At 46.7% G+C, this 23,516-nt stretch carries 20 protein-coding genes, 5 pseudogenes and 1 riboswitch; of the genes and pseudogenes, 10 read left to right on the forward strand and 15 right to left on the reverse strand.

The features are described from left to right. The first annotated feature begins 13 nt into the window (after positions 1 to 13). Positions 14 to 842: pseudogene (locus Q3W56_RS04010) on the forward strand (phytoene/squalene synthase family protein). Positions 843 to 867: 25 nt separating this feature from the next. Here Q3W56_RS04010 and Q3W56_RS04015 read toward each other — a convergent pair. Then, positions 868 to 2,235, reverse strand: a complete 1,368-nt coding sequence (locus Q3W56_RS04015; RefSeq protein ID WP_302894588.1) for an MATE family efflux transporter — start codon at positions 2,233 to 2,235, stop codon at positions 868 to 870. Positions 2,236 to 2,358: 123 nt separating this feature from the next. Between Q3W56_RS04015 and Q3W56_RS04020 the strand changes: the two genes are divergently transcribed. From Q3W56_RS04020 to iolX, 3 genes and pseudogenes are all read left to right on the forward strand, one after another. Further along, positions 2,359 to 3,222: an AraC family transcriptional regulator gene (locus tag Q3W56_RS04020; RefSeq protein WP_302894772.1), complete on the forward strand. Its 864-nt coding sequence runs from the start codon at positions 2,359 to 2,361 to the stop codon at positions 3,220 to 3,222. Between the two features lie 17 nt (positions 3,223 to 3,239). Then, positions 3,240 to 3,947, forward strand: a pseudogene (locus Q3W56_RS04025) (LacI family DNA-binding transcriptional regulator). Positions 3,948 to 4,021: 74 nt separating this feature from the next. Continuing rightward, positions 4,022 to 5,030, forward strand: a pseudogene (iolX, locus tag Q3W56_RS04030) (scyllo-inositol 2-dehydrogenase); the annotation flags it as partial. Between the two features lie 87 nt (positions 5,031 to 5,117). Here iolX and Q3W56_RS04035 read toward each other — a convergent pair. Both Q3W56_RS04035 and Q3W56_RS04040 read right to left on the reverse strand, forming a co-directional pair. After that, a complete protein-coding gene (locus Q3W56_RS04035) occupies positions 5,118 to 5,627 on the reverse strand; it encodes a DinB family protein (RefSeq protein ID WP_268398592.1) in 510 nt (169 codons plus the stop codon). Positions 5,628 to 5,676: 49 nt separating this feature from the next. Then, the gene (locus Q3W56_RS04040) at positions 5,677 to 6,345 is read right to left on the reverse strand and encodes a LysE/ArgO family amino acid transporter (protein ID WP_302894589.1); all 669 of its coding nucleotides are present in this window, start codon (positions 6,343 to 6,345) and stop codon (positions 5,677 to 5,679) included. A 60-nt stretch (positions 6,346 to 6,405) separates the two neighbouring features. Between Q3W56_RS04040 and Q3W56_RS04045 the strand changes: the two are divergent. Next, positions 6,406 to 7,855: pseudogene (locus Q3W56_RS04045) on the forward strand (aminotransferase-like domain-containing protein). A 6-nt stretch (positions 7,856 to 7,861) separates the two neighbouring features. On the opposite strand, the gene Q3W56_RS04050 reads toward Q3W56_RS04045, so the two are convergent. Further along, positions 7,862 to 8,500, reverse strand: coding sequence for a pentapeptide repeat-containing protein (locus tag Q3W56_RS04050; protein WP_302894590.1), 639 nt, complete (start codon positions 8,498 to 8,500; stop codon positions 7,862 to 7,864). Positions 8,501 to 8,703: 203 nt separating this feature from the next. On the opposite strand from Q3W56_RS04050, the gene Q3W56_RS04055 reads away from it, so the two are divergent. Then, entirely contained in the window at positions 8,704 to 9,510 is an 807-nt protein-coding gene (locus tag Q3W56_RS04055; RefSeq protein ID WP_302894591.1) for an alpha/beta fold hydrolase, read from the forward strand. Between the two features lie 13 nt (positions 9,511 to 9,523). Here Q3W56_RS04055 and cysC read toward each other — a convergent pair whose 3' ends face one another. The 3 genes from cysC to Q3W56_RS04070 all read right to left on the reverse strand — a co-directional run bounded on the left by cysC (position 9,524) and on the right by Q3W56_RS04070 (position 12,128). Next, entirely contained in the window at positions 9,524 to 10,135 is a 612-nt protein-coding gene (gene cysC, locus Q3W56_RS04060) for an adenylyl-sulfate kinase (protein WP_302894592.1), read from the reverse strand. Next, complete coding sequence (gene sat / locus Q3W56_RS04065; protein ID WP_302894593.1) at positions 10,132 to 11,301, reverse strand: sulfate adenylyltransferase; 1,170 nt, start codon at positions 11,299 to 11,301, stop codon at positions 10,132 to 10,134. Before sat ends, cysC begins: the two co-directional genes overlap by 4 nt. A gap of 113 nt (positions 11,302 to 11,414) precedes the next feature. Next, positions 11,415 to 12,128 carry a phosphoadenylyl-sulfate reductase gene (locus Q3W56_RS04070; protein ID WP_302894594.1) on the reverse strand — a complete coding sequence of 238 codons (714 nt, stop codon included), beginning with the start codon at positions 12,126 to 12,128 and terminating at the stop codon, positions 11,415 to 11,417. A 190-nt stretch (positions 12,129 to 12,318) separates the two neighbouring features. Here Q3W56_RS04070 and Q3W56_RS04075 point away from each other — a divergent pair, with 190 nt between their 5' ends. Both Q3W56_RS04075 and Q3W56_RS04080 read left to right on the forward strand, forming a co-directional pair. Next, complete coding sequence (locus Q3W56_RS04075; protein ID WP_302894595.1) at positions 12,319 to 13,005, forward strand: 2-phosphosulfolactate phosphatase; 687 nt, start codon at positions 12,319 to 12,321, stop codon at positions 13,003 to 13,005. After that, complete coding sequence (locus Q3W56_RS04080; RefSeq protein ID WP_302894596.1) at positions 13,002 to 13,760, forward strand: phosphosulfolactate synthase; 759 nt, start codon at positions 13,002 to 13,004, stop codon at positions 13,758 to 13,760. The genes Q3W56_RS04075 and Q3W56_RS04080 overlap by 4 nt, the downstream gene beginning before the upstream one ends. Before the next feature lie 44 nt (positions 13,761 to 13,804). Here Q3W56_RS04080 and Q3W56_RS04085 read toward each other — a convergent pair whose 3' ends face one another. The 7 genes from Q3W56_RS04085 to Q3W56_RS04115 form a co-directional block, all read right to left on the reverse strand. Beyond that, positions 13,805 to 14,434, reverse strand: a complete 630-nt coding sequence (locus Q3W56_RS04085) for a YitT family protein (protein WP_029317017.1) — start codon at positions 14,432 to 14,434, stop codon at positions 13,805 to 13,807. Positions 14,435 to 14,529: 95 nt separating this feature from the next. After that, on the reverse strand, positions 14,530 to 15,645 hold the full coding sequence (locus Q3W56_RS04090) for a mandelate racemase/muconate lactonizing enzyme family protein (RefSeq protein ID WP_302894597.1): 1,116 nt from the start codon (positions 15,643 to 15,645) through the stop codon (positions 14,530 to 14,532). An 8-nt stretch (positions 15,646 to 15,653) separates the two neighbouring features. Then, complete coding sequence (locus tag Q3W56_RS04095; protein WP_302894598.1) at positions 15,654 to 16,922, reverse strand: MFS transporter; 1,269 nt, start codon at positions 16,920 to 16,922, stop codon at positions 15,654 to 15,656. Between the two features lie 111 nt (positions 16,923 to 17,033). Beyond that, the gene (locus tag Q3W56_RS04100; protein ID WP_302894599.1) at positions 17,034 to 17,891 is read right to left on the reverse strand and encodes a GNAT family N-acetyltransferase; all 858 of its coding nucleotides are present in this window, start codon (positions 17,889 to 17,891) and stop codon (positions 17,034 to 17,036) included. 5 nt (positions 17,892 to 17,896) lie between these two features. Then, entirely contained in the window at positions 17,897 to 18,346 is a 450-nt protein-coding gene (locus tag Q3W56_RS04105; protein WP_302894600.1) for a GNAT family N-acetyltransferase, read from the reverse strand. Positions 18,347 to 18,436: 90 nt separating this feature from the next. Then, positions 18,437 to 20,275: a bifunctional homocysteine S-methyltransferase/methylenetetrahydrofolate reductase gene (locus Q3W56_RS04110; RefSeq protein WP_302894601.1), complete on the reverse strand. Its 1,839-nt coding sequence runs from the start codon at positions 20,273 to 20,275 to the stop codon at positions 18,437 to 18,439. A gap of 90 nt (positions 20,276 to 20,365) precedes the next feature. Continuing rightward, positions 20,366 to 20,483: riboswitch (SAM riboswitch) on the reverse strand. Positions 20,484 to 20,590: 107 nt separating this feature from the next. Then, positions 20,591 to 21,082: a YajQ family cyclic di-GMP-binding protein gene (locus tag Q3W56_RS04115; protein WP_019713929.1), complete on the reverse strand. Its 492-nt coding sequence runs from the start codon at positions 21,080 to 21,082 to the stop codon at positions 20,591 to 20,593. A gap of 98 nt (positions 21,083 to 21,180) precedes the next feature. Between Q3W56_RS04115 and Q3W56_RS04120 the strand changes: the two are divergent. Together Q3W56_RS04120 and Q3W56_RS04125 are read left to right on the forward strand one after the other, a co-directional pair. Further along, positions 21,181 to 22,078: pseudogene (locus Q3W56_RS04120) on the forward strand (CvfB family protein). A 158-nt stretch (positions 22,079 to 22,236) separates the two neighbouring features. Beyond that, a complete protein-coding gene (locus Q3W56_RS04125) occupies positions 22,237 to 22,488 on the forward strand; it encodes a DUF3784 domain-containing protein (RefSeq protein ID WP_284439959.1) in 252 nt (83 codons plus the stop codon). A 41-nt stretch (positions 22,489 to 22,529) separates the two neighbouring features. Here the strand turns inward: Q3W56_RS04125 and Q3W56_RS04130 are convergent, their stop codons facing one another. After that, complete coding sequence (locus Q3W56_RS04130; protein WP_302894602.1) at positions 22,530 to 23,381, reverse strand: DegV family protein; 852 nt, start codon at positions 23,379 to 23,381, stop codon at positions 22,530 to 22,532. Between the last annotated feature and the right edge of the window lie 135 nt (positions 23,382 to 23,516).

Consider the following 23,516-nt stretch of genomic DNA (forward strand, 5'->3'; position numbering starts at 1 on the left):
ACTTGAAGAAGCAGTGATACATAGGAGTGAAAGAAATGAAAGAGATAAAAGAAGCCTATCAGCAGTGCGGGCAGATCGTCAGCGCCCGCGAACCTGCCTGTTACAAAGCATTCTCGCTTCTTCCGCTGAAGCAAAGACAGGCAGCTTGGGCGGTTATGGCATTTTGCCATACGGCAGCCAATACGGATGAGAACGCGTTGTCTGCCATTGAAGCAGAGGCAGAACATGTTTTTTCCGGGACATATAACGGGAATCATTTTTTATGGAAGGCTTTCAGCCATGCGTATCAGACCTTTACATTGGACAGCGAGCCATTCCGTGAGTTCATTGCCGCACAGAAGGCGGAGGATAAACCGTTTGAAAGCCTTGATGAACTGCTCATGTACGCATACCAGACGGGTGGTGCGGCCGGATTGATGCTTCTCCCAATTATGGCGCGCCGGCAACGAGAACAGCTTACACATGCAGCCGGTTCTCTCGGTTTAGCGATTCAGCTAATTCGGCTTCTGAGAGATATCGGCACGGACCAAAAGCAAAAAAGCCGCATCCCTCGGCAGGTGATGCAGCAATTTGGATATACAGAGGACGACCTTCAGGAGGGTGTCGTGAATAAGGCATTCACAATGACGTGGGAGTATATCGCTTTTGAAGGGGAAGCCTACCTTGAGGAGAGTCAGGATGCCTTGCCGCTATTCCCGCTGTATTCGCAAAAAACGGTGAAAGCCGCTCTTCGTTTGTACGGGGCTGTTTTAGAAAAAATCCGGGCGGAGCAGTACGATGTATTTCAGCAGCAATACGACGTTACAGAGAATGAAGCGAAGCAGATTCTGTCTGACATATAAAAAACACCCGGCCTTGAGCCGGGTGTTACGCCATACCTTTTTGAATCCAGATACGTGAGCGCCATCTTCTATACATTAAGATTCCTCGGACCCATTCGTCCGCGATAAAGGAAATCCAAATCCCGGCAAGACCGAAACCGAGGTGGATGCCGAATAGATAAGCAAGCGGGAGACCGATGCCCCACATCGAAATCATTGCCATGTAAACCGGGAATTTCGCATCCCCCGCGGCACGCAGGGAGTTAATGATAATGACATTAAACGAGCGGCCCGGTTCAAGGATAATCGTCATGGCAATCAAAAGGCTCGCAGTCGCAATAATGTCAGGGCTTTGTGTAAAGATGCCGATCAGGTCTTTTGAAAAAATGGTCATCAAAACCGATGTAGCCGCAGCAATCCCCAGAGCCCAATATAAGCTCTTCATGCAGCGCTCATACGCGGCGTCAAACTGTTTGCCGCCGATATAGCGGCCGATTAAAATTTGCGTGCCCTGGCTGATCGCAGTGCCGAACAGCAAAATAAACATCGTAATATTTTGCGTATACACTTTTGTAGTCAAAGCCTGCGCGCCCATGATGGCGATAAAATACGTGACAATCATTTGCGACAGGTTGTATGAAAGCTGTTCTCCCGCAGAAGGGATGCCGATTTTCAGCAGCTTGCGCAAATGCTCTTTATGCATATGAAAGACTTTTTTCAGCGACATTTTCAGCTGGATACGTTTGTTGACAATGACAATCATCGCGATTAATCCGATGACGCGGGCGATAGATGTAGACATGGCCACACCGGCAACGCCGAGAACAGGAAAACCGAACAGACCAAAAATCACAACAAAGTTTCCGGCAATGTTTAATACGTTCATGCCGATTGTGACAAACATTGTATCCTTTGTGTAGCCGTAGCTTTTTAAGATCGCGCTGAATGTCATGATTAAAGCCTGAATAAAGGATAGACCTCCGACAACTTGTAAAAAGACTTTTGCATCAGGCATCAGGTCGCTTGATAATCCCATCATATGAAGCAGAGGGGCAGCCGCAAAAAAGACGATAGCGCTGATGGCAAGGCTGATGAAGAAGTTGGCGCCGATTGATACATAAGCGACTTCCATGGCTTCTTTCTTTTGCCGTGACCCTAAAAATTGTGAAATGATAACGGTCGTTCCTGTTGCGATAAAGCTGAACATCACGATAATTAAATTCAAAATCTGGTTGCTGACGCCGACAGCTGCCACGCTGTTATCTGAGTATTGGCTGAGCATCAGTGTATCGGCATTACCCATAAACATATATAATGAGACCTCAATAAAGATTGGCCAAGTAAGTGAAAATAATGAGAACGATTTGTCAGCGGGTTTTTTCAAAGCAGTTGATTTGAAGACGGCTTGTTTCATTGTCTCTAACCCCTTTCGTAAATAAAATCAACGTTTTAAAGTGTACCTCCATTTCCTTATAATAAAAAGGGAGAGAAACGATACTTCTTGCAAAAATCCGACTTAAAAAGGAGGATGATCAAAATGCCCCGCATCCTGTTTACAGTCCCGCCTTTTCCGGTATTTATCGCAGCCGGAGAAGGGGTTTTTAAAAGGGGAGAAACCCATGTGAAACGTGTATTCTCCGTGTTTGATCTGATATACGTCAAACAGGGGACGTTATATATAACAGAAAATGAAACATCGTACTCTGTTGAAGGCGGCGAGTACATCTTGCTTTCTCCCGGCCTTGAACACTACGGGACGAAGGGCAGTGATGAAGCAACTTCCTATTATTGGCTTCACTTTAATGAACATCGGTATGAATTTACGGCAAAGGGAGGCAGCAATTGGTCTGAGCTTCAGCGGGAAAAAGGGAGCTTCGAGGAGCCGGCCCGCTACGGACTGGCTTTGCCGAGAAAAGGCAAGGTGCAGCGCCCGCAGTTTATGGCGCAGCAGTTTGAAAGGCTGATCGATTACTCCGCGGAAAACTCCGATTTGCCGCTTAGAAAGCAAATCTTATTTGAGGAGCTGATGCTGCATCTTCAAAAAGAGGCGTTTCAAATTCCGTCTGCAAAAGAGCGGGTAGCCTGGGAGGCGGCCCGGTACTTACAGGAGCATTATAGGGAAAAGAGGACAATCAAGGATCTCTCGCTCGCCCTTCACTATCATCAGGATTATGTGAGCCGCTGCATGCAGCAGGTGCTAGGCGTCACGCCGGCACAATACACGAACCGGGTGAGAATGACGGAAGCGAAGCGCCTATTATCCTCTACAAATGATAAAATGGGCGTCATTGCAGAAACGGTGGGAATGGAAGATCCGACATACTTTTCAAAACTCTTTAAGCAGATAGAAGGCATTTCACCAATTGAATACCGGAAAATTGTCAGCCGGAAAGTTCAATAACCAGACGAGGGATGAACATGAAAACAACCATTTACGATGTAGCAAAGGCAGCGGGTGTCTCGATCACAACTGTGTCGCGTGTCATTAACAAGACGGGCAGAATCAGCGGCAAAACGCGGCAGAGGGTGATGAATGTCATGAAGGAAATGGCGTAAACGCCCAATGTCCACGCTGCGGCGTTAACGGGAAAACGAACGAAAAAGATCGCCCTCGTGGCGCCTGATATTTCAAACCCGTTTTACGGCGAACTCGCCAAAAGCATTGAGGAAAGGGCGGATGAGCTCGGTTTTCAAATGATGATTTGCAGCACCGATTACGATCCGAAAAAAGAAACGAAATATTTTTCTGTATTGAAGCAGAAAAAGGTGGACGGGATTATTTTTGCGACAGGGATTGAGAATCGTGACAGCATGTCTGCTTTGGAGGAAATCGCCAGTGAACAAATTCCGCTCGCCATCATTTCTCAGGATAAGCCGCTGCTTCCGATGGATATTATCGTGGTGTATGACGTTCGTGGCGGGTACGAGGCGGCCAAGCATCTTCTGTCGCTCGGCCATACGAACATCGCTTGCATTGTTGGAGACGGGTCAACAACGGGTGAAAAAAACAGAATCAAAGGCTTCCGTCAGGCGATGGAGGAAGCAGGCGTGCCTGTCGATGAATCGCTTATCATTATGAAGCCATCTTTTGGGAAAGCGCTTGCGCAACATGTGAAAGCGGATTGAACCACTTTTTTTAGCTGGTGAGAGAAAGCGCTTTCTCGAACGAGCATAAAATGACATAAAGGAGAGGATGGGACGTGGAACATCAAGTAAGGTGCGCTGTATTAGGATTAGGAAGGCTCGGTTATGATCATGCGAAAAATCTCGTCTCCAGTGTGCCAGGGGCAAAGCTGGTCAGTGTCGGTGATCCGTTGAAAGGGAGAGCGGAGCAGGGTTGCTAGAGAATTCGGTATCGAAAAATGGTCAGAGGACCCGTATGAGATGTTAGAAGATCCCGGGATTGACGCAGTCATTATTGTAACGCCGACAAGCACACATGGTGATATGATCATCAAAGCAGCCGACAACGGGAAGCGGATATTCGTTGAAAAACCGCTGACATTGAGCCTTGAGGAATCAAAGGCAGTTTCTGAAAAAGTGAAAGAGACGGGAATCATTTGCCAAGTCGGCTTTATGAGACGATTTGATCCCGCATACGCAGATGCCAAACGGCGGATCGACGCTGGGGAAATCGGCAAACCCATCTATTATAAAGGCTTTACGCGTGACCAGGGAGCGCCTCCCGCAGAGTTTATCAAACACAGTGGCGGGATCTTTATTGACTGCTCTATCCATGACTATGATATGGCCCGTTATTTGCTAGGAGCGGAGATTACTTCTGTTTCGGGACACGGCAGGATCCTGAAGAACCCGTTTATGGAGCAGTATGGCGATGTGGATCAGGCGCTGACGTATTTAGAATTTGACTCCGGTGCTGCGGGGGATGTCGAGGCAAGCAGAACCTCTCCATACGGACATGACATCCGAGCGGAGGTTATCGGGACAGAGGGCAGTATTTTCATAGGGACATTGAGAAATCAACATGTGACCATCCTGTCGGCGAAAGGGAGCAGCTATGATATTATTCCAGACTTTCAAACTCGTTTTCATGAAGCCTACTGCTTAGAGCTGCAGCATTTTGCCGAGTGTGTCCGGAATGGAACAACGCCGATTGTGACGGATGTCGATGCGACGATCAATTTAGAAGTCGGCATCGCCGCGACCGATTCGTATCGAAGCGGCAAACCTGTACGGTTGGATGAGAAGTGCTTACACTACTTTGTGAACGTTATCATTATACCTATATTTCGTATTATTCCCGCAAATCGTTCCTATCAAAAAAGCAAGGAAAATTTAGCCCTTGCTTTCTTTCTTTTCATATAGATAATAGACATAATCAGTAGGTACACCTGTATGTCCAAGCTGCCTCAGTATTGCGGTCACGTTCCCTCTGTGATACGTGCCATGGTTGACGACATGCAGGATGACGTCTGCATAAGTTGTCTCTAGTGTTCCATGTGTCGGATGCTGAAATGAGACTTGCTGTTCAAAGTCCGTCTGGCGGCTGAAGAAATCATGATACTGTGCCTGCAGTTCAGCTACATGCTCTTTAATCGCTGCCATATTACGATGTGCAGCCTCGAATTTGCCGACACTGTCTATCACCTCTTTGTAGGTTGCTCCTGAAAGAGTTTTTATCCACATGTAGTCAGCCCTGCACATATGAAGCAGCACGTCACTGACAGAAGGAAATACGCTCTTTACTTCTTGATAAGCAGTTTCCTCCGGCAGATGTTCCATATGGTTCAAGATTCGCTTGTTCGCCCAGGAATGGTAGTCATAAAACTGTTTAGCATCAGTCATCAGCATTGCCTCCTTTTCTAAGAAATTCGCTGTTTCAATTGTAATTCCTTCAATTGCTGAAAAAAGCTACCCCGAAATACCCTGCTGCTGCCCACATCACCACTGCAGAGCATTTGTTTACCATTAGCATAAGCCTGCCGCTCGTATCTATCGTCTGAAACAGCCGGCCCGCTATCGCAAGACTGATAAACCAAATCCAAGAGACAGCGATGCAGGCGGCCATAAAGAGCCATTTCTCAAGCCCAGAATATTGGAGCGAGCTCGTGCCGATGACACCGATCGTGTCCAGAATAGCGTGTGGGTTTAAAAGAGAAACGGCTGCCGCAAACACAGCTTGCTGTTTAGCTGTGAACGTATGTTTCTCATTTTGGTTTGTTTTCGGATGGCTGGTCCAAGTTACCCAGCCCATATAGAGGAGAAACAAAAATCCGCAGCCCATCATGGCTGTCTCAAACACCGGCAGCTGCTTGACGATGACAGATACGCCTGCAACAGCTAAAACAATTAACAGAGTATCGCAGACAGAAGCGCTGATGATGGCAGGGAGTGCCCGCCAAATATGCCTTTGCCACGCTCCTTGCTGAAAAATAAACACATTCTGCGCTCCCAGCGGCAAAATTAAGCCAAAAGCAAGCACAACGCCGTGAATGATTGCATTCATGCTGAAAAAACTCCCTTCACATCTGTTTTTTTCATCATAAGAGAGATTTTCCCCCATGTCTCCGGCCATTTGGTTGGGTGTAAAACCAGCCAAATGTATAATGTGATAAAAGGGGGCATGACTATGTCGCAATGGCAGCCAAGCCGAGATTCGGATATACCGCTGCATCGGCAAATTGAACAATACATGAAAGACAAAATTCTTCACGGAGAGTGGAGTGTGGGGACGAAAATCCCTTCACAGAGAACACTGGCCGACATGTTTCAAGTCAACCGCAGTACAGTGACAGCTGCCGTTGATGAACTCACGTCTCAAGGCCTATTAGAGGGGAGAAGAGGTGGCGGCACGAAGGTTGTAAACAGTACGTGGAGCGTGCTGGCGGCTGAGCCTCCACTCGATTGGAACGATTACGTCCGTTCAGGCATTCATCACGCTAATTCTTCTATCATTCAGGATATTAATCAAAACGAACCAAGAGCGGATATTATCAGATTAGGCACAGGAGAGCTTTCACCGGATCTGCTTCCAGTTGACACAATGCGCCGGATGTTTCAGCAGATCAATCCGCTTGCCCTGTCTTTAGGATACGAGCAGCCGAAAGGAAATCCTAAGCTGCGGGAGGCGGTAGCGGACCATTTAAGAGGCAAGCAGATCCATGTATCACCGTCATCCATTTTAATTGTGTCTGGCGCACTTCAGGCGCTTCAGCTCATCTCGATCGGGCTTTTAAAACGAGGTTCTGTTATTTTGACGGAAAAGCCTTCCTACCTTCAATCTTTGCATGTGTTTCAATCAGCGGGGATGCGGCTTCGCGGCTTGCCGATGGATGAAGAAGGAATCAAAGCGGGGCTTGTTTCTTCTTATCGAAAACAATACGGAGGACAGCTGCTTTACACCATTCCGTCGTTTCATAATCCGACAGGCACTGTTATGTCAGAGCAGCGAAGGAAAGAGATCATCGGCCTGTCAAAAAAAGAGCAGCTGCCGATCATTGAGGATGATGCGTACGGTGATTTATGGTTTGAAGAGAAACCGCCGCAGCCGTTAAAAGCAATGGACCATGAAGGCGATATTCTGTATTTGGGCACTTTTTCAAAAACGGTTAGCCCAGGCCTTCGAATCGGCTGGCTTGCCGGACCGGAGCCGGTCATTGAAAGGCTGGCGGATATTAAAATGCAGACAGACTACGGATCGAGCGGACTGTCCCAGTGGGCGGCTGCTGAATGGCTGTCACAGGGGTATTATGAAGAGCATCTGACATGGATACGAAGGGCACTAAAACAAAGAAGAGACGCGGCAGTTCATTTTCAATTGGTATGCCGGAGACATCGCGACGTGGCGGATTCCCGCCGGCGGCTTTTATATGTGGGTGACATTTCACAAAGCCTTGCCTATCAGCCGGTTCTTTCATGAACTGCTGAAACAGCAGGTGCTGGTGAATCCCGGTTCCATTTATGACGGTGAAGACCGAAACAGCATCAGGCTGTCATATGCCTATGCCTCTCTTGCGGATTTGAAAACAGGCATTAAAGCGGCAGCCGATACAGCCCGCCGCATGATGTCCTAACGTTTGTTACACAATGACAGCTCCGAGCGCTCTGGCGAAAGCAATCGCATGCTCAGGCGCGATTTTGCAGCCTTTCAATTTGTCGAGGGAGACATGAAGCTGGTCAAAACGGCACGTGCTGATGTCCATGGTTTGAAGGGATGTGCCGGTAAAGCTGGCGCCTTCCAGTTCGCACCCGTCAAAGTGTGTCTGCTGAAGCGCCATATTGCTGCACTCACTTTGCATAAGGGCGCAGTGCGCAAAACGAACCTGTTTCATATTTGAGTATGAGAATGAACTGAAATGTCCGTGGCACTCCTCGAATGAGACATTCCGCAGCGTTGATTCTGCCACATTCATTCCAACCATTTTGGATTGCTTAACAGATGTTCTGTGAATGACAGCCCCGCTGAAATCAGCGTTTGATAAATCACATTTCTCAAAGATGACATCGGTCAGTTCAATATGCCGGAAAGACACATCGATAAACACGACATTTCTGAATATCGTTTTTTCCACACAAAGTCTTTCTATATCTTCGCCACAGATTGTACAATCTGCAAACAAATGCATGCTGACCATATCATCCTGCGTCGCGGTTTCATGAAAATCTGCGGTTTGCAGGTTTTCCGGTATGTGCGGTTTTTGAATCACTACTTTATTCATGAGATGACATCCTTTACTGCCCGAAAACCAGAGGCCTCCGGGATCAATTTAATAGATTGTTATGGAAGTTGATACATATAGTAAAACGTGAAGAGCCTTTTCTTGGTCAGCAGCCCGCTTGTTTTGTAAGCATAAATGGAAAGCTTCCTGTGCGTCAAGGCGTTTACAGGCCGGGAAAGAAAAGGGAACAGGAGGAATGCGGAATGGGGCATTACGTCAAAACCGAGGAGCATGTGACACTGTTTGTAGAGGATATCGGACATGGAAGGCCAATCATCTTTTTGCACGGGTGGCCGTTGAATCATAAGATGTTTGAATATCAAATGAATGAGCTTCCGAAAAGAGGATTTCGTTTTATCGGCATTGATTTACGGGGATATGGGCAATCGGACCGCCCGTGGGAAGGCTACGATTATGACACAATGGCCGATGATGTGAAGGCAGTCATTTATACGCTGCAGCTTGAGAACGCGGTTCTTGCCGGTTTTTCGATGGGCGGCGCAATTGCAATCCGTTATTTAGCAAGGCATGACGGAGCCGATATTGATAAGCTGATTTTATTGTCTGCAGCAGCGCCCGCATTCACAAAACGCCCGGGTTATCCGTACGGCATGAGGAAGCAGGATATTGACGATATGATTGAACAATTCAAAACCGATCGGCCAAAAACACTGGCTGATTTAGGAGAACAGTTTTTTGAGGAAAAAGTGTCTCCGGAGTTCAGGCAGTGGTTTCTCAATCTGATGCTGGAAGCTTCCTCCTACGGGACGATCCACTCAGGCATTGCATTAAGAGACGAGGATCTCAGAAAGGATCTTGCCTTGATTAAGGTGCCGGCGCTGATCCTGCACGGGAGAAAGGATAAAATTGCGCCATTTGATTTTGCGAAAGAATTGAAGCGCGGCATCAAACAGTCGGAATTGGTTCCGTTTGTAAATAGCGGGCACGGAGCTTTCTATGAAGAAAAAGAGAAGATCAACCATTTGATTGCGCAGTTTGCCAAATTATAAGAAAAACCCGATATTAATCGGGTTTCTTTATGATTCCTTTGCTTTGCAGTTCAGTAATGATCAAATCAGCTCCGTCGGAAATAGATATCTGGTCTGATTCAATGATGAAATCAGGTGAAAGCGGCGCTTCATACGGAGAATCGATCCCGGTGAAATGTTTGATCTCTCCGTTTCGCGCTTTTTGATAAAGTCCCTTAGGATCGCGCTGTTCACAGACATGCAGCGGGCACTTCACATATATTTCATAGAATTCCCCTTCAGGAAAGAGCGCTCTGACCATATCCCGGTCCTCTCGGAATGGAGAAATAAAAGCCGTTAAAATCACTTGCCCGCTGTCGACAAACAGCTTCGCCACTTCTCCGATTCGGCGGATGTTTTCTATCCTGTCTTCAGTCCGAAAACCGAGATCTTTGTTTAAGCCGTGGCGGATATTATCGCCGTCGAGCACATAGCTCTGAATCCCCATGCGGTAAAGCTTTTCATCAACCGCATTGGCCAGCACTGATTTTCCTGAGCCGGACAGCCCGGTAAACCAGAGGGCGCAGCTTTTGTGTCCGTTTAAGGACTGTCTGTCAGACTTTGAGATTGCAGCGGGGTGCCAAATGATGTTCGGATTGTGTGTCATTCCAATCCCCCGCTGTTTTGCTGAATGGCAACGGGCTGTTGCTGAAGACCCTTGATCAGCACGTTTGCGACCTCAGGCCGGCTGAATTCTTTAGGAGGCTTTTTGCCTTGGCGGAGAAGCTCTCTCACCTTTGTGCCGGATAAGTGGATATGCTCTCTTTGGCTGTGCGGACATGTTTTCGAGGTGCCCATGTTTCCGCATTTCCGGCAGTAAAAGCTGTGCTCGAAAAACAGCGGCTTAATGCCCAGTTCCTCCTCAGTGAATGATTGAAAAATGTTTTGCGCGTCGTACGTTCCGTAATAGCTGCCGACACCCGCGTGATCACGGCCTACAATAAAATGGGTGCAGCCGTAATTTTTGCGGACGAGCGCATGGAAAATCGCTTCCCGCGGACCTGCATACCGCATGGCGGCAGGGAAAACCGACAACATGACACGATCCTTTGGATAATAGTGATCAAGCAAAACCTGGTAGCTTTCCATTCTAATATCACTCGGGATATCGTCTGGCTTCGTTTCTCCAACAAGCGGGTGAAGCAGCAGACCGTCGACCGTTTCTAACGCTGTTTTTTGAATGTATTCATGCGCTCTGTGAACAGGGTTCCTGGTCTGAAAGCCGACAATCGTTTTCCAGCCGAGTTTTTTAAAGGCTGCTCTTGTTTCTGCGGGCGCTGCGTAAAACTGTTCGAAGGATTTGTCGGGAAGGCGGCTGACAACGATTGGCCCTCCGATGCAGTAATCCGGCCGCGCCAGCATTTTTTTTACGCCTGGGTGGGCAGGATCGTTTGTTTTAAAAACAGACAGTGCTTCTTGTGTTTTATCAGGCTGGTATATATCAGTAACTGTGATCATGCCGTAGGTGATGCCGTCTTTCACAAGCTTGACGTGATCTCCGGCAGACAGTTTGTTTGCGGTTTCTTCTCCGACAGGCAGCGTAATCGGCAGGCTCCAAGGCAAGCCGTTTGCCAGCCTCATCTCTTTCACAACAGTATGATAATCTTTTTCTCCCAAAAAACCAGTTAACGGGCTGTAGCCGCCGATCGCGATAAGCTCCAGGTCGCTCAGTGCAAGCTGATCCAGCTCCGCTTCGCACGTGAACCCTTCAAAATGGCATGCGGGATCGCAGCGGTTGATTAACACCCCTCCATGGGGCTCGCTTCCATTCAACGTGTTCAACCTCCATTTTTACGTTTCCTTTGTTTTTCTTTTCTGCGCTGGTTGATAACTTCAAAAGCAGCGCCTCAACATCATTTCATTCCCATAGATGCGTTTGTCAGACATTATTCTTGATGCAGGCCGCATTCTGTTTTCTCCCGTCCGGCCCATCTGCCAGCTCTTTCATCGTTCGGGTCCGAGGAAGGCGCTGTACACATTTCACAGCCTATGCTCGGGTAATGTTGATCGTGCAGTTTGTTATAAGGCAAATTGTGCAGGCGGATGTATGTCCAAATGTCATCCCATGTCCAGTGGATGAGCGGGCAAATTTTGATGAGCTTAAACTTCTGATCAAGATTCACGTATTGAATATGCTTTCTCGTAGGCGACTGCTCCCGGCGCAGGCCTGAAATCCAAGCTGACATGCCGGACAGGTGTTTTTTAAGCGGCTCGATTTTCCGCAATTGACAGCATAGATTCGGGTTATGCTTCCACAGCTCTCCGCCGTATTGCGTCTCCTGTTCTTTTAAGCTCAGCTCGGGTTCGAGCAGCTGGATTTTCAAGCTCGGATATCGCTCTTTGACGGTCTCGATCAGCTCATATGTTTCCTGAAAATGCAGCCCTGTATCCAAAAAGATGATGTGCGCGTTTTTGTTGATTTTTGATATCAGGTCAAGAAGCACCATCCCTTCTGCGCCAAAGCTGCACGCGTACACAATCTTTTCCCCATATATTCGGTAAGCCCATTTCAACACATCGAGCTCATCGATCAATTGATCGGTTATCTGTTTGGACAGCGTGTCGTTCCATGTATCATGAGTGATGATTTGTTCGTTCAACATTTTCCCCCCCGTTTGCATCTGTTTGTTTTCTTATCTAGTGATCGAGTTATAGGCAGACTATTCATTTTTCACATAAACGTTCAGGGTTTTTAGGTGCGGCGGCGCCTAAAATGAAGGGGCGGAACCATTAAGAGACCGGCTGAATATGCTTTAAGCAAAATGGTTTTTATGCCCAAGGAGAGGTAGTATGCCGATTACCATTTATCAGGGGCATCATCATTCGCTTGCCCCGGCGGATATTAATATCGTCATTGATGTCATCAGAGCCTTTACGGTCACCCATTATGCGTTTATCGGCGGAGCGAAAGAGATTTTATTGGTGGGGACAGCGGAGGAAGCCTTTGCGCTAAAAGACAGGTTTCCGGATTACGTATTGACGGGAGAGGAAAAGGGGGTGGGTATCACCGGATTTGATTTAGATAATTCTCCAAAACGCATGGCAATGCAGGATATGGCGGATAAGCGTTTGATCCAGAAAACAACAAACGGCGTTACAGCGGCGTTAGGGGCGCTGAACACCAAGCATCTGTTCGTAACCGGATTTTCCAACGCCAAAACAACGGCAGAGCATGTAAAAACACTCGCCGTAAAGGATTGTGTCATCAACATTGTTGCTTCCCACCCGTCAGGTGATGACGACATGGCGTGTGCGGAGTATATCAAAGGCATTATTGAAGAGACAAATGCAGTAACGGCTGCGGGGGTAATTGATAGAATAAAACGCTCTTCTGTTGCAGAGAAATTTTTTGATCCCAGCCAGCCATTGTTTGATCCGGAAGACATATCATACTGTACAAAAGAACTGACAGGCGATTTCGTGATGAAAGTAAAACAAGAAAGAGAAGTTCCAACGATAGAGAGGGTCATAATATGAATGATTTTTCACTAGAATTGCCAGTGAGAACAAGCAAGCCGAGAGAAACGGGGCAGACGATTTTAATTGATAACGGCTACCCCTTGCAATTTTTCAAAGATGTAATAGCTGGGGCGTCCGACTATATTGATTTTGTGAAATTCGGCTGGGGCACATCATTACTTACGAAAGACCTTGAAGAAAAAATCAGCTCGCTGAACGAGCATGATATTAAATTTTTCTTTGGCGGCACATTGTTTGAGAAATATGTAAGCCAGAAAAAAGTGAATGAATTTCATCGGTACTGCACCTATTTCGGCTGTAAATATATTGAGATTTCAAACGGTACGCTTCCAATGACAAATAAAGAGAAAGCGGCTTACATTGCCGATTTTTCTGATGAATTTCTTGTGCTCAGTGAGGTGGGCAGCAAGGATGCGGAATTATCAAGCCGGCAAAGCTCTGGGGAATGGCTTGAGTATATCATTGAGGATATGGAAGCGGGCGCGGAAAAAGTGATTACAGAGGCAAGGGAAAGCGGGACAGGCGGGATCTGTTCCAGCAGCGGCGATATCCGGTTTCAAATTGTTGATGACATCATTTCCTCAAAGATTGATATCACCAGGCTGATTTTTGAAGCGCCAAACAAAACGCTTCAGCAAGGATTTATTCAAAGGATTGGGCCGAATGTGAATCTGGCCAATATCCCCTTTCCTGATGCCATCGCGTTAGAGACACTGCGCTTAGGGCTAAGATCCGATACCTTTTATTTGTAAAACAGCGGCTGCGGGGCTCTCGCCATGAAGAGAGCCTCTTCCTATTATTTTTTATGGCGGTACATAGGCGTGAGATAGGGAAGTGAAGTCAGGCGGATGTTATAGATGAAGTCGATGACTCTTGTCGATATGACTTGGCATATCAGGGCTTGAATGACGATGCCCCAGTCAATAATAGACGCGGTGACCATAAAAATGATGCCATTCATGATAAGGAGGATCGTCCCGGGATTCCCGCCGCGATAGATGGAAATCATCAGAGCAAGGGCTCCGAATCCTCCGTTCGAAATTTTGTATTTGTATAAAAGTCCGATGCCAAGTCCCAATAACACAGCGCCGCTTGCCAAATCAAGCCACAGGTTGGATGTGATATCCGTAAAAACAAAATCGAATATCAGTACCGAGACAGAGGTAACGGTAATCGAAGCAAGGGTGCCGGTAAATGTTCTCATCTCCAGCCATTTTAAAGCAGTAAAAAGCATCGAAACATTCACTGCCCACACTGAAAAGCCATGTGGGATTTGAAACAGATAATGCAGCAGCACCGCAATACCTGCTGCCCCGCCTGTCGGAATATCATGTGGAAATAAAAACAAGGACATGCCGAGTCCCTGTAATACGCCGCCTACGACAATCATAAACGTGAGTTTTGCTTTCATCAGCAGTTCAGCCATTAAGTCATTTGCTCCTTTATGAAAAGACTTGTCCGCTGTTTCCATTTTATGAGGCTGTCCATCATTTATGTATGCAAATATAGAAATGGCCCAGCTTAATATGCTGAACCATCCCACTCGTAGCGATGAATGATCTCCATATTGATTTCTGTTCCAATGCCTTTTCCTTTCGGGATGTGGACCATTCCTTTTGAAGGCTGAAGGCTGACGAGATTTGTAAAAGGATTCTCCATGACGTCCCACTCAATCGGTTCAATTTGATCATTTTCCATTTTAGACCATGGAGGCAGGCAGGCTTGCGAAAATAAAGCATAGAGCCGTGAAAGCGATCCGTCATATGCATGTGCGGACGCTCTGACGCCGAAATAACGCGCGAGCTGGAGGCAGTCCCGAAACTCATCGATCCCGTTGATATGCATAACATCTGGCTGAATGATATCCAAGCAGCGCTGTGAAAGGAGCGAAGCAAATTTCGCCGCGCTTTTCATATTTTCTCCACCGGCAACAGGAACAGATAAACGGCTGCGCAGCAAAGCGTAATCCTGCGTCTGATTAAAGGGCAAAGGCTCCTCGAACCATCCGATATTCGTCCATGTTGAGAAATAGCGTTCCCATTTCATAGCTGTTGCTGCATCGTAGCTTTGATTTGCGTCCAGAATCAACGCAATGGAGTTGCCTGCCGTATGCTGCAGCGCACTGATGTGCCGGACATCTTCCTCGAATGAAGCCCCGCCGATTTTGACTTTGACTTGCTTAAAGCCCTTTTTTAACTGGGTTTCAACGTTAGAGACCGAACGGCTGATCCATTGCGGCAGGTCTGAATACGATTGGAATGAGGCGTATACAGGGATCTCTTCTCTGTACCGCCCGCCCCATAGTTCGCAAATAGAACAATCCGCAGCTTTAGCCGCAATTTCTGTCAGGGCCATGCTTACAGCGGAGGCCGCGCGCTGATGCCATTTTTGAATCGTGCGCACTAGTGGCAGGCGGCTATCGGCCTGTTTTCCTAAAAGAAAGGGAATGATTCGTTTGGTGAAACCGATATGGAGAGCCGGAAGCCAATCAACGCATTCTCCCCAGCCGTCAATCCCGCTTTCTGTGACAATTCTGATGAGATAGCAAGTTCGATATTGTTTAAACCCGTTTGCGTCACCGTACGGCTCTTCTAACCGATGCAAAAGCGGAAAAGTCTCAACCCGTTCGATTTTCAAATTTGATGCTACCTTTCCTCAGTCGTCTGAAGCCGATTGCCTGCCATTTTAGGATCTTCTTTTTCTTTTGATTCTTCTTTGTTTTGATTCACATGGATCAGCAAAATTACGAGAATGCCGACAACAAGCGTCAATCCCGCAATGCTTAAAAACATGCCGGGTCTTGACCATTCCATCAGGCGGCCGAAAATCGGTGGCCCGATGGCCACCCCTAAGAAACGAACCGATCCGTAGAGCGAGGTCACAAATCCTCGTCTTTCTTTCCCGACAGCTCCGGTAATAAAGCTGTTCACACAAGGAAGAACAAGGCCTGAACCGATACTGCTCAGCACGAGAACACTGATAAAAAAGACCAGGTTCTCAATGAATGACAGTGTTGCGTAAGACACGGTCATGAACGCTAATCCGAGTACGATCAGCTTTTTCATTAACGATTGCTTTTGGCCTATTTTGCTTCCGGTTGTATAAGACGTTACACACATGACCAAAAGAGGAATCGCCAAAATCAAGCCTTTTTTGACGCCGTCGGTATCATATGTTTTTTCCAAGACATCTGATAGATAAAACAGGATGCCGAATAAAGTAAACAGGCAGGTTGCCCCGGCTAAATAAGCGGTAAACAGCCATCTGCCTTCATGCTTAAAAACACTTAACAGCCCTTTCGCATATTTTCCGATCGGGGGCGGTTCTTTTTCCTTTTTCTTTTCTTTAATAAAAATCCAAGTCAGCACGATCGAAATGATACAAAATACCGGGAAGGCAAAAAACGCGCCGTACCAGACAAGCAGGGCGATAAGCGAGCCGATGATTGGCGAAAGCACTTTCCCCATGCCGTTTGAAGCTTCAACGAGGCCGAGCACCTTGCTTTCCTGGGCGCCTTTAAACAGATCCCCTGACAGTGCCATGGCGATCGGGCCGGTCCCGGCTGCCCCGATTCCCTGAAGCGCCCGTCCTGCCATGATCCAAGGGTACGCATTGTCAAAAAAACCTGCCGCAAACCCGGCTAACAACCCGCCGGCTCCATACAAAAATAAGCAAGGGATAATGATGACTTTTCTTGAGAATCTGTCAGCGAGATAACCGACAATCGGAATGGCAAACGCCGCAATTAAGGAAAATACTGTGATCACGAGACTGACTTGAAATTGTGATAAATGAAGTTCAGATTTCATTTTTGGCAATATCGGAATAAGCATTGAGTTTCCAAGTGTTAATATTAAAGGGATTGAACCAATTGCAACAATCGTCATTCCGTTATTTTGTTTTGAAGATTCCATCTCAGAGCACACTCCTTTTCTTCTGCTTAGAATGTCCCTGATAGCTTCGTTTATTCAACGTTTAGACAGCAAAAAACCGAACAGAAAATACCTGTTCGGGAAAAAAGAGGATTAACCGAGAGCCTGTGAAATCAACGCATATAAGTGTCCATTTTTGATAGAAAGCTTCTTTTTCCGATAAAGCATAAGCGGAGGCTCATCGTCTGCATGAAATCCCATCTCCATCAGCCTCTCATGCAAAGATGTGTGTTCACCCGGGATATCGATGCGCATCGGACCTTGTTTGCCGGCGGCCAGCCTATTGATGAATTGTGCAGCCACGTCTGGTGATGGGGCGATGATGGGGCCGAATTTCAGATTGGCAGGTGTCTGTACAGATAGGCCGTAGCCAATCAGGTGTCCCTCATTGTTTCGGGCGATGACGCATTCCTCTGAAGTGTAAATAAGCTGCTGCAAAAGGTTTGTTCGATCTCCGCCAAAGGCAGCGAGATCGGCCGCGGCTAATTCTTGAAAGTCTTGTTCTCTAAAGGCTGTCAGTTCAGCCACAAGATGATCTCGCTTTTCAATCGGTTGAAAACCGTGACAACTGTATTTTCGGACTGAACCTGCTTGATGATAACCAGCTTTTTCATAAAGCGGCAAACCTTCTTTTGTGGCGCAAAGCCTGATGGCGGTGCTTTCATCCGTTTTGCTGATACACGCGTTTACCATCCGCCGTCCGAGACCGAGCCGTTTGTAGTCCTTGTCGACGATGACGAAGCCGATAGAAGCAAGACGGCCAAACAAAAATAAGCCGATACAGGAGATGATCTCACCGCGGATGTTTTGATAACCGAAAAAGCGCCCTTGCTGGACAAGCAGTGCCAGCTCTTGTTCGCCATAATCAGGCCACCCGGCTTGCCTGCAAAGCCGCAATAGTCCGGGGGTATGTTGTTCATGAAGCTCAATTAGCTCATCTATTACCTTCAAACACGTCATCTGCTTGTTCCGAATGTTTTGTACATGACAACATGAGTGCCAATGCCGGGAATCTCGAACGGTTCGCCAAGTTCCTCCCAGCCAAGCTTTGCATAGTAGCCTTTGACATGTTGTCTTGCATTGCACCAGACCGCCTGTACGTTTCTGTCTGCCAGTTTTTGCTCCGCATATTTGATCAGTGTGCTTCCGGCTTTTTGCTCGCGATATCCTTCAAGCGTCGCCATGCCTCTCAGCCGATATGCAGGGGATTCCGTTAATAATTGCTGATTTTGAGGGGAAAAAGAAGCGATGCTGATCAGGATTCCTTCATAAAACACGCCGAGATGAAAGGCGCCTTCCGCATGATCCTGTTCATATTTGCATTGTTCGATGGATTGATGGGGACGCAGGATGCGGTGCCGGATGTCGTATGTATCTTCCGCAGAAATGGTTTTAACTTCGAGCATGATGTTCCTCCTCATAATCTCATTTTCTTTATCGTAACACGAATTACGTTGGAAAAGACCGCCCATTTGGCTTAGGCAGTCTTCTAAGTATTAATGCAAATAGATATTTTGGCGCTGCTCATCTTTTTGCTGAATGTACGAAGTGAGCTCGGCGGTTAAGTCAGATCTGAGAAAAGGCGTAATCAGGTAGATGCCGTTAAACAGCTCGCATGCCGTATCCAGCAGGGAGCGCGCAATCGCAAGGCCTTCCGCTTTTTGTTTCTCTTTATCCTCGCCGGCGAGGGCCATTTTTTCACGAATAGAGTCAGATAGTTTAATCCCCGGAATTTCATTGTGGATGAATTCAGCATTTCGGCTGCTTGTGAGTGGCATAATGCCGATATAGATCGGCGTCTTCAGATGCTTTGTTTCGTTATGGATATCGACAAGCTGCTGCTCAGAATAGACAGGCTGTGAAACAAAATAATCTGCGCCGCAATCTATTTTTTTCTCCAGCCGTTGTACCGCTTTATCTAGATGGCGGACGTTAGGATTAAATGCGGCGGCGACCGAGAAATTCGTTTTCTTGCCAAGCGGTTTTCCAGACAGGGACAGTCCTTCATTAAACTGTTTGATCAGCCTGATTAAATCAAAGGATGTTAAATCATACACAGACGTTGCACCCGGAAAATCCCCGATCTTAGAAGGGTCGCCCGTAATGGCCAGCACGTCATTCAGCCCTAACGTATCAAGGCCCATTAAATGTGACTGCAAGCCGATAATGTTTCGGTCACGGCACGTAATATGGACAAGGGAGCGCATATCGAGCTGTTGCTTCACAAGGGTGCCGCAGGCAACATTGCTGATCCGCGGAGTAGCCAGGGAATTGTCGGCAAGGGTCAGGGCGTCGATTCCCGCTTCTTTTAATTCAGCAGCGGCGGACAGAAATTTGTCAAAGCTCAATTTTTTCGGCGGATCCAGCTCTACGATAATGGAGCGTTTTACCGCTGCGATCTCATTCAGGCCCGGTTCTGTGCGCTCATCCTGAACAGAAATGAATTCCTTAGGCCTGGTTTTGACTTCTTTTTCTGTAATCGGAGCAAGCCCGCCAATCGCTTCCGCCATCGCCCGGATGTGATTCGGCGTGGTGCCGCAGCAGCCGCCGATAATCCGTGCGCCTTGCTTGCGGAATTCTGACGCGCTGTTTTGAAAATACGTGTCATCTGTTTCATAGACGAGCCGGCCTTCTTCAAGTGAGGGGAGACTGCTGTTCGGATAAACTGATAAGAACACATCATCAAAAATCGGCACTTCGCTAAGCGCTTCAATCATGTGATAAGGGCCGAGCCGGCAGTTAATGCCGGCGATATCAGCCCCGAGATCCGCAATCGATCGCAATGCTTCAGAAAGCGGTGTTCCGTCCTGCAGTACACCTTGCTCATGCATGGAGACATTAAGCATAATCGGAAGGTCAGTCTCTTTGCGCGCGATTTTCAGCACTTCACGGGCTTCTTCCAAATCATAATACGTTTCTAACAGCAGCCCATCCGGCTCCTCATGCAGCAGCAGGTACAGCTGCTCGCGAAAGCTGCGTTTGATTTCGTCAAGGCTGTACGCATTTTTATTAAAGGTGCGGATGCCGCCCATCGTCCCCAGCACGTACGCATCGCCTGCTGAAGCCCGCGCGATTTTTACCGCCTCCTGATTCATTTTTTTGATGTCATCCTCAAGCCCGTGTCTGGATAATTTAATATAATTGGCCCCGTACGTATTCGTTTGAATGATGTTGGCTCCAGCCTCAACGTACGCTTTATGTATGCGCTGAATTTCCTCCGGCTTTGAAATGTTGAGCTCCTCAAAGCATCTGTCAATGCCGTAGGAGTAGAGGAGCGTCCCCATGGCGCCGTCGCCGATTAACACCTGTTTTTGCAAATCTTCTAAAAGTCCCATTGTCTGCCTCCTTTATTCACATTCAGCAAGGAAAAAAGAGAAATAAAAAAAGTCCTCTTAAGAAGAAGACTTTGTCGGTGATTTTGTCTCTTCTTATCTTCCAAGCTGTTCGAGCTTGCTGGATTTAGCACCTTGGTCATGGCTGATCGCCATTACACCGGTTGCTGAAGCTTCGTCGGGCCAGTCCCTCTGCTTCTCTTGATAAGAACGGATATGAAATTTTACATGTTCAGGAGCTGCCAAAAGATGCCTGGCGTTTTCCCTTTCTCCAAATTTACCGAAAATAAAGACAATAATCAATAGGATTCAGAAAATTTATCTGAAATTTATAAATTGAACATCAATTGGCAGATCTGCGCCCCGTACTGCTGTGATAATCTGCTGCAGGTCATCCTTGTTTTTTCCGGTGACACGCACTTGATCATCCTGCACTTGAGACTTTACTTTCAGTCCGGAGTTTTTGATGATGGTATTGATTTTTTTGGCGTTGTCCTTGTCAATGCCTTGTACAAGCTTTGCACGCTGGCGCACCGTTCCGCCTGACGCGCTTTCAACCTTGCCGTAATCAATATTTTTTGTCGGCACGTTTCGTTTAATCAATTTACTGACCAGCACATCTTTGAGCTGGCTTAATTTAAATTCGTCATCAGAAACGAGAACAAGCTCCTCTTTATCTAACGAAATGTCGCTTTTGCTTCCTTTAAAGTCATAGCGTGTGCTGATTTCTTTCAGCGCAATTTGAATCGCATTTTGCACTTCTGGCAATTCCACCTGGGATACAATATCGAATGAACTTTCTTTTGCCATATGAAAACCTCCATAACATTTAACTTATGTGTCGATTATAGTAGAATAAAGAGAAACTTCCAACAGAACAAAGAATCAATTTGTGATGATTGGAAAAAATGTTAACAGAATCCGCATAAAAATAAGCGGAACAGGAAGGACGATAGCATGAGACCAGGGCAGCAATTAACCTTGAGTATAGATCACCAAACTGACTTCGGTTACTTTTTAACCGACGGAGAAGATACGATTCTCTTACATAACAGTGAAATAACTGAGGATATCGAAGACAGGGATGAGGTAGAGGTCTTTATATATGTCGACCAGCAGGAAAGACTTGCGGCCACGATGAAAATTCCGGTCATCAGCGCTGATGAGTACGGCTGGGTCGAAGTGGTGGATAAAGTGGAAGATATGGGCGTTTTCGTTGATGTCGGCTTATCCAAGGATGCGCTTGTTGCAACTGAGCATTTGCCGCCATACGAGGATGTCTGGCCGCAAAAAGGCGACAAGCTCTACTGTATGCTGAAAGTGACGAATCGGGGGCGCATGTTTGCCAAACCAGCACCGGAGGATATTATAAGCGAACTGTTTACCGACGCTTCAGAAGATCTGATGAATAAAGAGCTGACAGGTACGGTGTACAGATTAATCGCAACGGGTTCATTTATCATCACAGACGATGGTATCCGCGGTTTTATCCATCCGTCAGAAAGAAAAGAGGAACCAAGACTCGGCTCAAGAATCACGGGACGGGTGATTCAAGTAAAAGAAGACGGCTCAGTCAACATGTCGCTGCTCCCGAGAAAACAGGATGCATTGTCTGTGGATGCCGAGTACATTTTAACGTATATGAGAACAAGAAACGGCGCTATGCCGTACAGCGACAAAAGCCAGCCTGACGATATCAGAGAACGTTTTAACATGAGCAAAGCCGCCTTTAAGCGCGCGCTTGGCCATTTGATGAAAAACGGAAAAGTGTATCAGGAAGACGGATGGACATACGAGAAAAAATAGAGGGCCGTACAGGCCCTCAGGCCCTCTATTTTTTTATATAAGAACTTCACAAATAAATTTCTGTTACGTATCATTAGGAGACAGATTGTTTTGTTAGTGAAAAGACAGGGGGAGATGTCGTGTACATTCGCATCGATTTTTTATTGATCTTGATTGCGATGCTTTTCTTTTGGATTGCTTATATGGCAGGAATTAAAAAGCAAACATGGATATTGTCCGGTTTCCGTGAGTCCCGGATACGTGACAAAGACCGTCTGGCTAGAATTGCGGGAAACTTTTTTCTGAATTCAGGGATATTTATTCTTTTAAACGGTTTTATTTCATTCCAAGGACAAGATCAGCTGATTCCGCCAATGATTTTGGCATATGGAGCTGGAGTCATCATTTATGTAAACAAAAAATTAATATAAAACCTCCAGCATATATCAAATATCTGGAGGTTTTTGTTTGCTCATTTTCTTAAAAAGAATACGGCTAATGTGCCGGGTCCGGCGTGTGAGCCGATCGTGGAACCGATTGAATGCATGATAATCTCTTTTGGCTTGAACGTATCTTCAATCAAATTTTTCATGTCATTGGCTGTTCCTTCGTTAGCGGCATAGCTGATTCCGACGGTTTGATCGCTCCAATTGTCTCCTCGCTCTTTCATTAATTCAATAATCCGTTTGAACAGCTTTTTCTGTCCGCGGATTTTTTCAAGAGGCACAAGCTTGCCGTCCTCCATATGAAGAAGCGGTTTAATATTGAGCAGACCGCCGACAAAAGCGGACGTTTTTGAAATTCGGCCGCCCCGGGCGAGGTACGTTAAATCATCGACGGTAAAAATGTGCTCAAGCTGTTCGCAAAAGTTCTTTACAGACGTTTCAATTTCTTGTATTGTATTTCCGTTGATACAGAGATCGGCAGCATGCCGGACAGCCAGCCCGTATCCTAATGAAGCACATTTGGAATCAATGACCCGTAAATCGAAATCGGGGAATTCCTCCTTTACTTCATTGGCCATCATCACAGCTGTCTGATACGTGCCGGAGAGGCCTGAGGAAAAGGCAATGTAAAGAGCGGGATCAACTGTTTCGGCATATTGCAAAAACACATTTTTAATCGTTTGCGGTGAGGCTTGGGACGTCTTAGGCGTTTCTCCATTTTGCATCGCTTCAAATATTTGTTCCGCATCAATCGTGACTGCATCTTCGAATTCTTTATCACTGAGAGAGACTCTGAGCGGAATAAAGCCAATGCCGTTTTCTTCAAAATAAGAACGGGGCAAATCAGCGGCGCTGTCAGCGATGAGATGAACTGTCATATTGCTTCCCTTCTTTCCGTTATCGCTCGTTATCATAAGAGTTAAGCCAACTATATCATATTAATTTGCCAAAATTGTGTTCAAATATTTGTTTTAAGGGAAAACATATTAAGAAGAAAGAGCGGAGGAACATGC

The sequence above is a fragment of the Bacillus sp. C28GYM-DRY-1 genome (genome assembly GCF_030519405.1).
Classification (GTDB): domain Bacteria; phylum Bacillota; class Bacilli; order Bacillales; family Bacillaceae; genus Bacillus; species Bacillus spizizenii_A.

What these genes read in the sequence shown, in the direction of transcription:
- cysC (WP_302894592.1), bottom strand. Translation starts at nt 10,135, where the DNA reads ATGACACACAATCCGAACATCATTTGGCACCCCGCTGCAATCTCAAAG.
- Q3W56_RS04125 (WP_284439959.1), top strand. Translation starts at nt 22,237, where the DNA reads ATGCTTTTCTTTTGGATTGCTTATATGGCAGGAATTAAAAAGCAAACA.
- Q3W56_RS04105 (WP_302894600.1), bottom strand. Translation starts at nt 18,346, where the DNA reads ATGCTCGAAGTTAAAACCATTTCTGCGGAAGATACATACGACATCCGG.
- Q3W56_RS04115 (WP_019713929.1), bottom strand. Translation starts at nt 21,082, where the DNA reads ATGGCAAAAGAAAGTTCATTCGATATTGTATCCCAGGTGGAATTGCCA.
- Q3W56_RS04110 (WP_302894601.1), bottom strand. Translation starts at nt 20,275, where the DNA reads ATGGGACTTTTAGAAGATTTGCAAAAACAGGTGTTAATCGGCGACGGC.
- Q3W56_RS04020 (WP_302894772.1), top strand. Translation starts at nt 2,359, where the DNA reads ATGCCCCGCATCCTGTTTACAGTCCCGCCTTTTCCGGTATTTATCGCA.
- Q3W56_RS04055 (WP_302894591.1), top strand. Translation starts at nt 8,704, where the DNA reads ATGGGGCATTACGTCAAAACCGAGGAGCATGTGACACTGTTTGTAGAG.
- Q3W56_RS04035 (WP_268398592.1), bottom strand. Translation starts at nt 5,627, where the DNA reads ATGACTGATGCTAAACAGTTTTATGACTACCATTCCTGGGCGAACAAG.
- Q3W56_RS04095 (WP_302894598.1), bottom strand. Translation starts at nt 16,922, where the DNA reads ATGGAATCTTCAAAACAAAATAACGGAATGACGATTGTTGCAATTGGT.
- Q3W56_RS04015 (WP_302894588.1), bottom strand. Translation starts at nt 2,235, where the DNA reads ATGAAACAAGCCGTCTTCAAATCAACTGCTTTGAAAAAACCCGCTGAC.
- Q3W56_RS04075 (WP_302894595.1), top strand. Translation starts at nt 12,319, where the DNA reads ATGCCGATTACCATTTATCAGGGGCATCATCATTCGCTTGCCCCGGCG.
- Q3W56_RS04085 (WP_029317017.1), bottom strand. Translation starts at nt 14,434, where the DNA reads ATGGCTGAACTGCTGATGAAAGCAAAACTCACGTTTATGATTGTCGTA.
- Q3W56_RS04080 (WP_302894596.1), top strand. Translation starts at nt 13,002, where the DNA reads ATGAATGATTTTTCACTAGAATTGCCAGTGAGAACAAGCAAGCCGAGA.
- Q3W56_RS04130 (WP_302894602.1), bottom strand. Translation starts at nt 23,381, where the DNA reads ATGACAGTTCATCTCATCGCTGACAGCGCCGCTGATTTGCCCCGTTCT.
- Q3W56_RS04040 (WP_302894589.1), bottom strand. Translation starts at nt 6,345, where the DNA reads ATGGGGGAAAATCTCTCTTATGATGAAAAAAACAGATGTGAAGGGAGT.
- Q3W56_RS04050 (WP_302894590.1), bottom strand. Translation starts at nt 8,500, where the DNA reads ATGAATAAAGTAGTGATTCAAAAACCGCACATACCGGAAAACCTGCAA.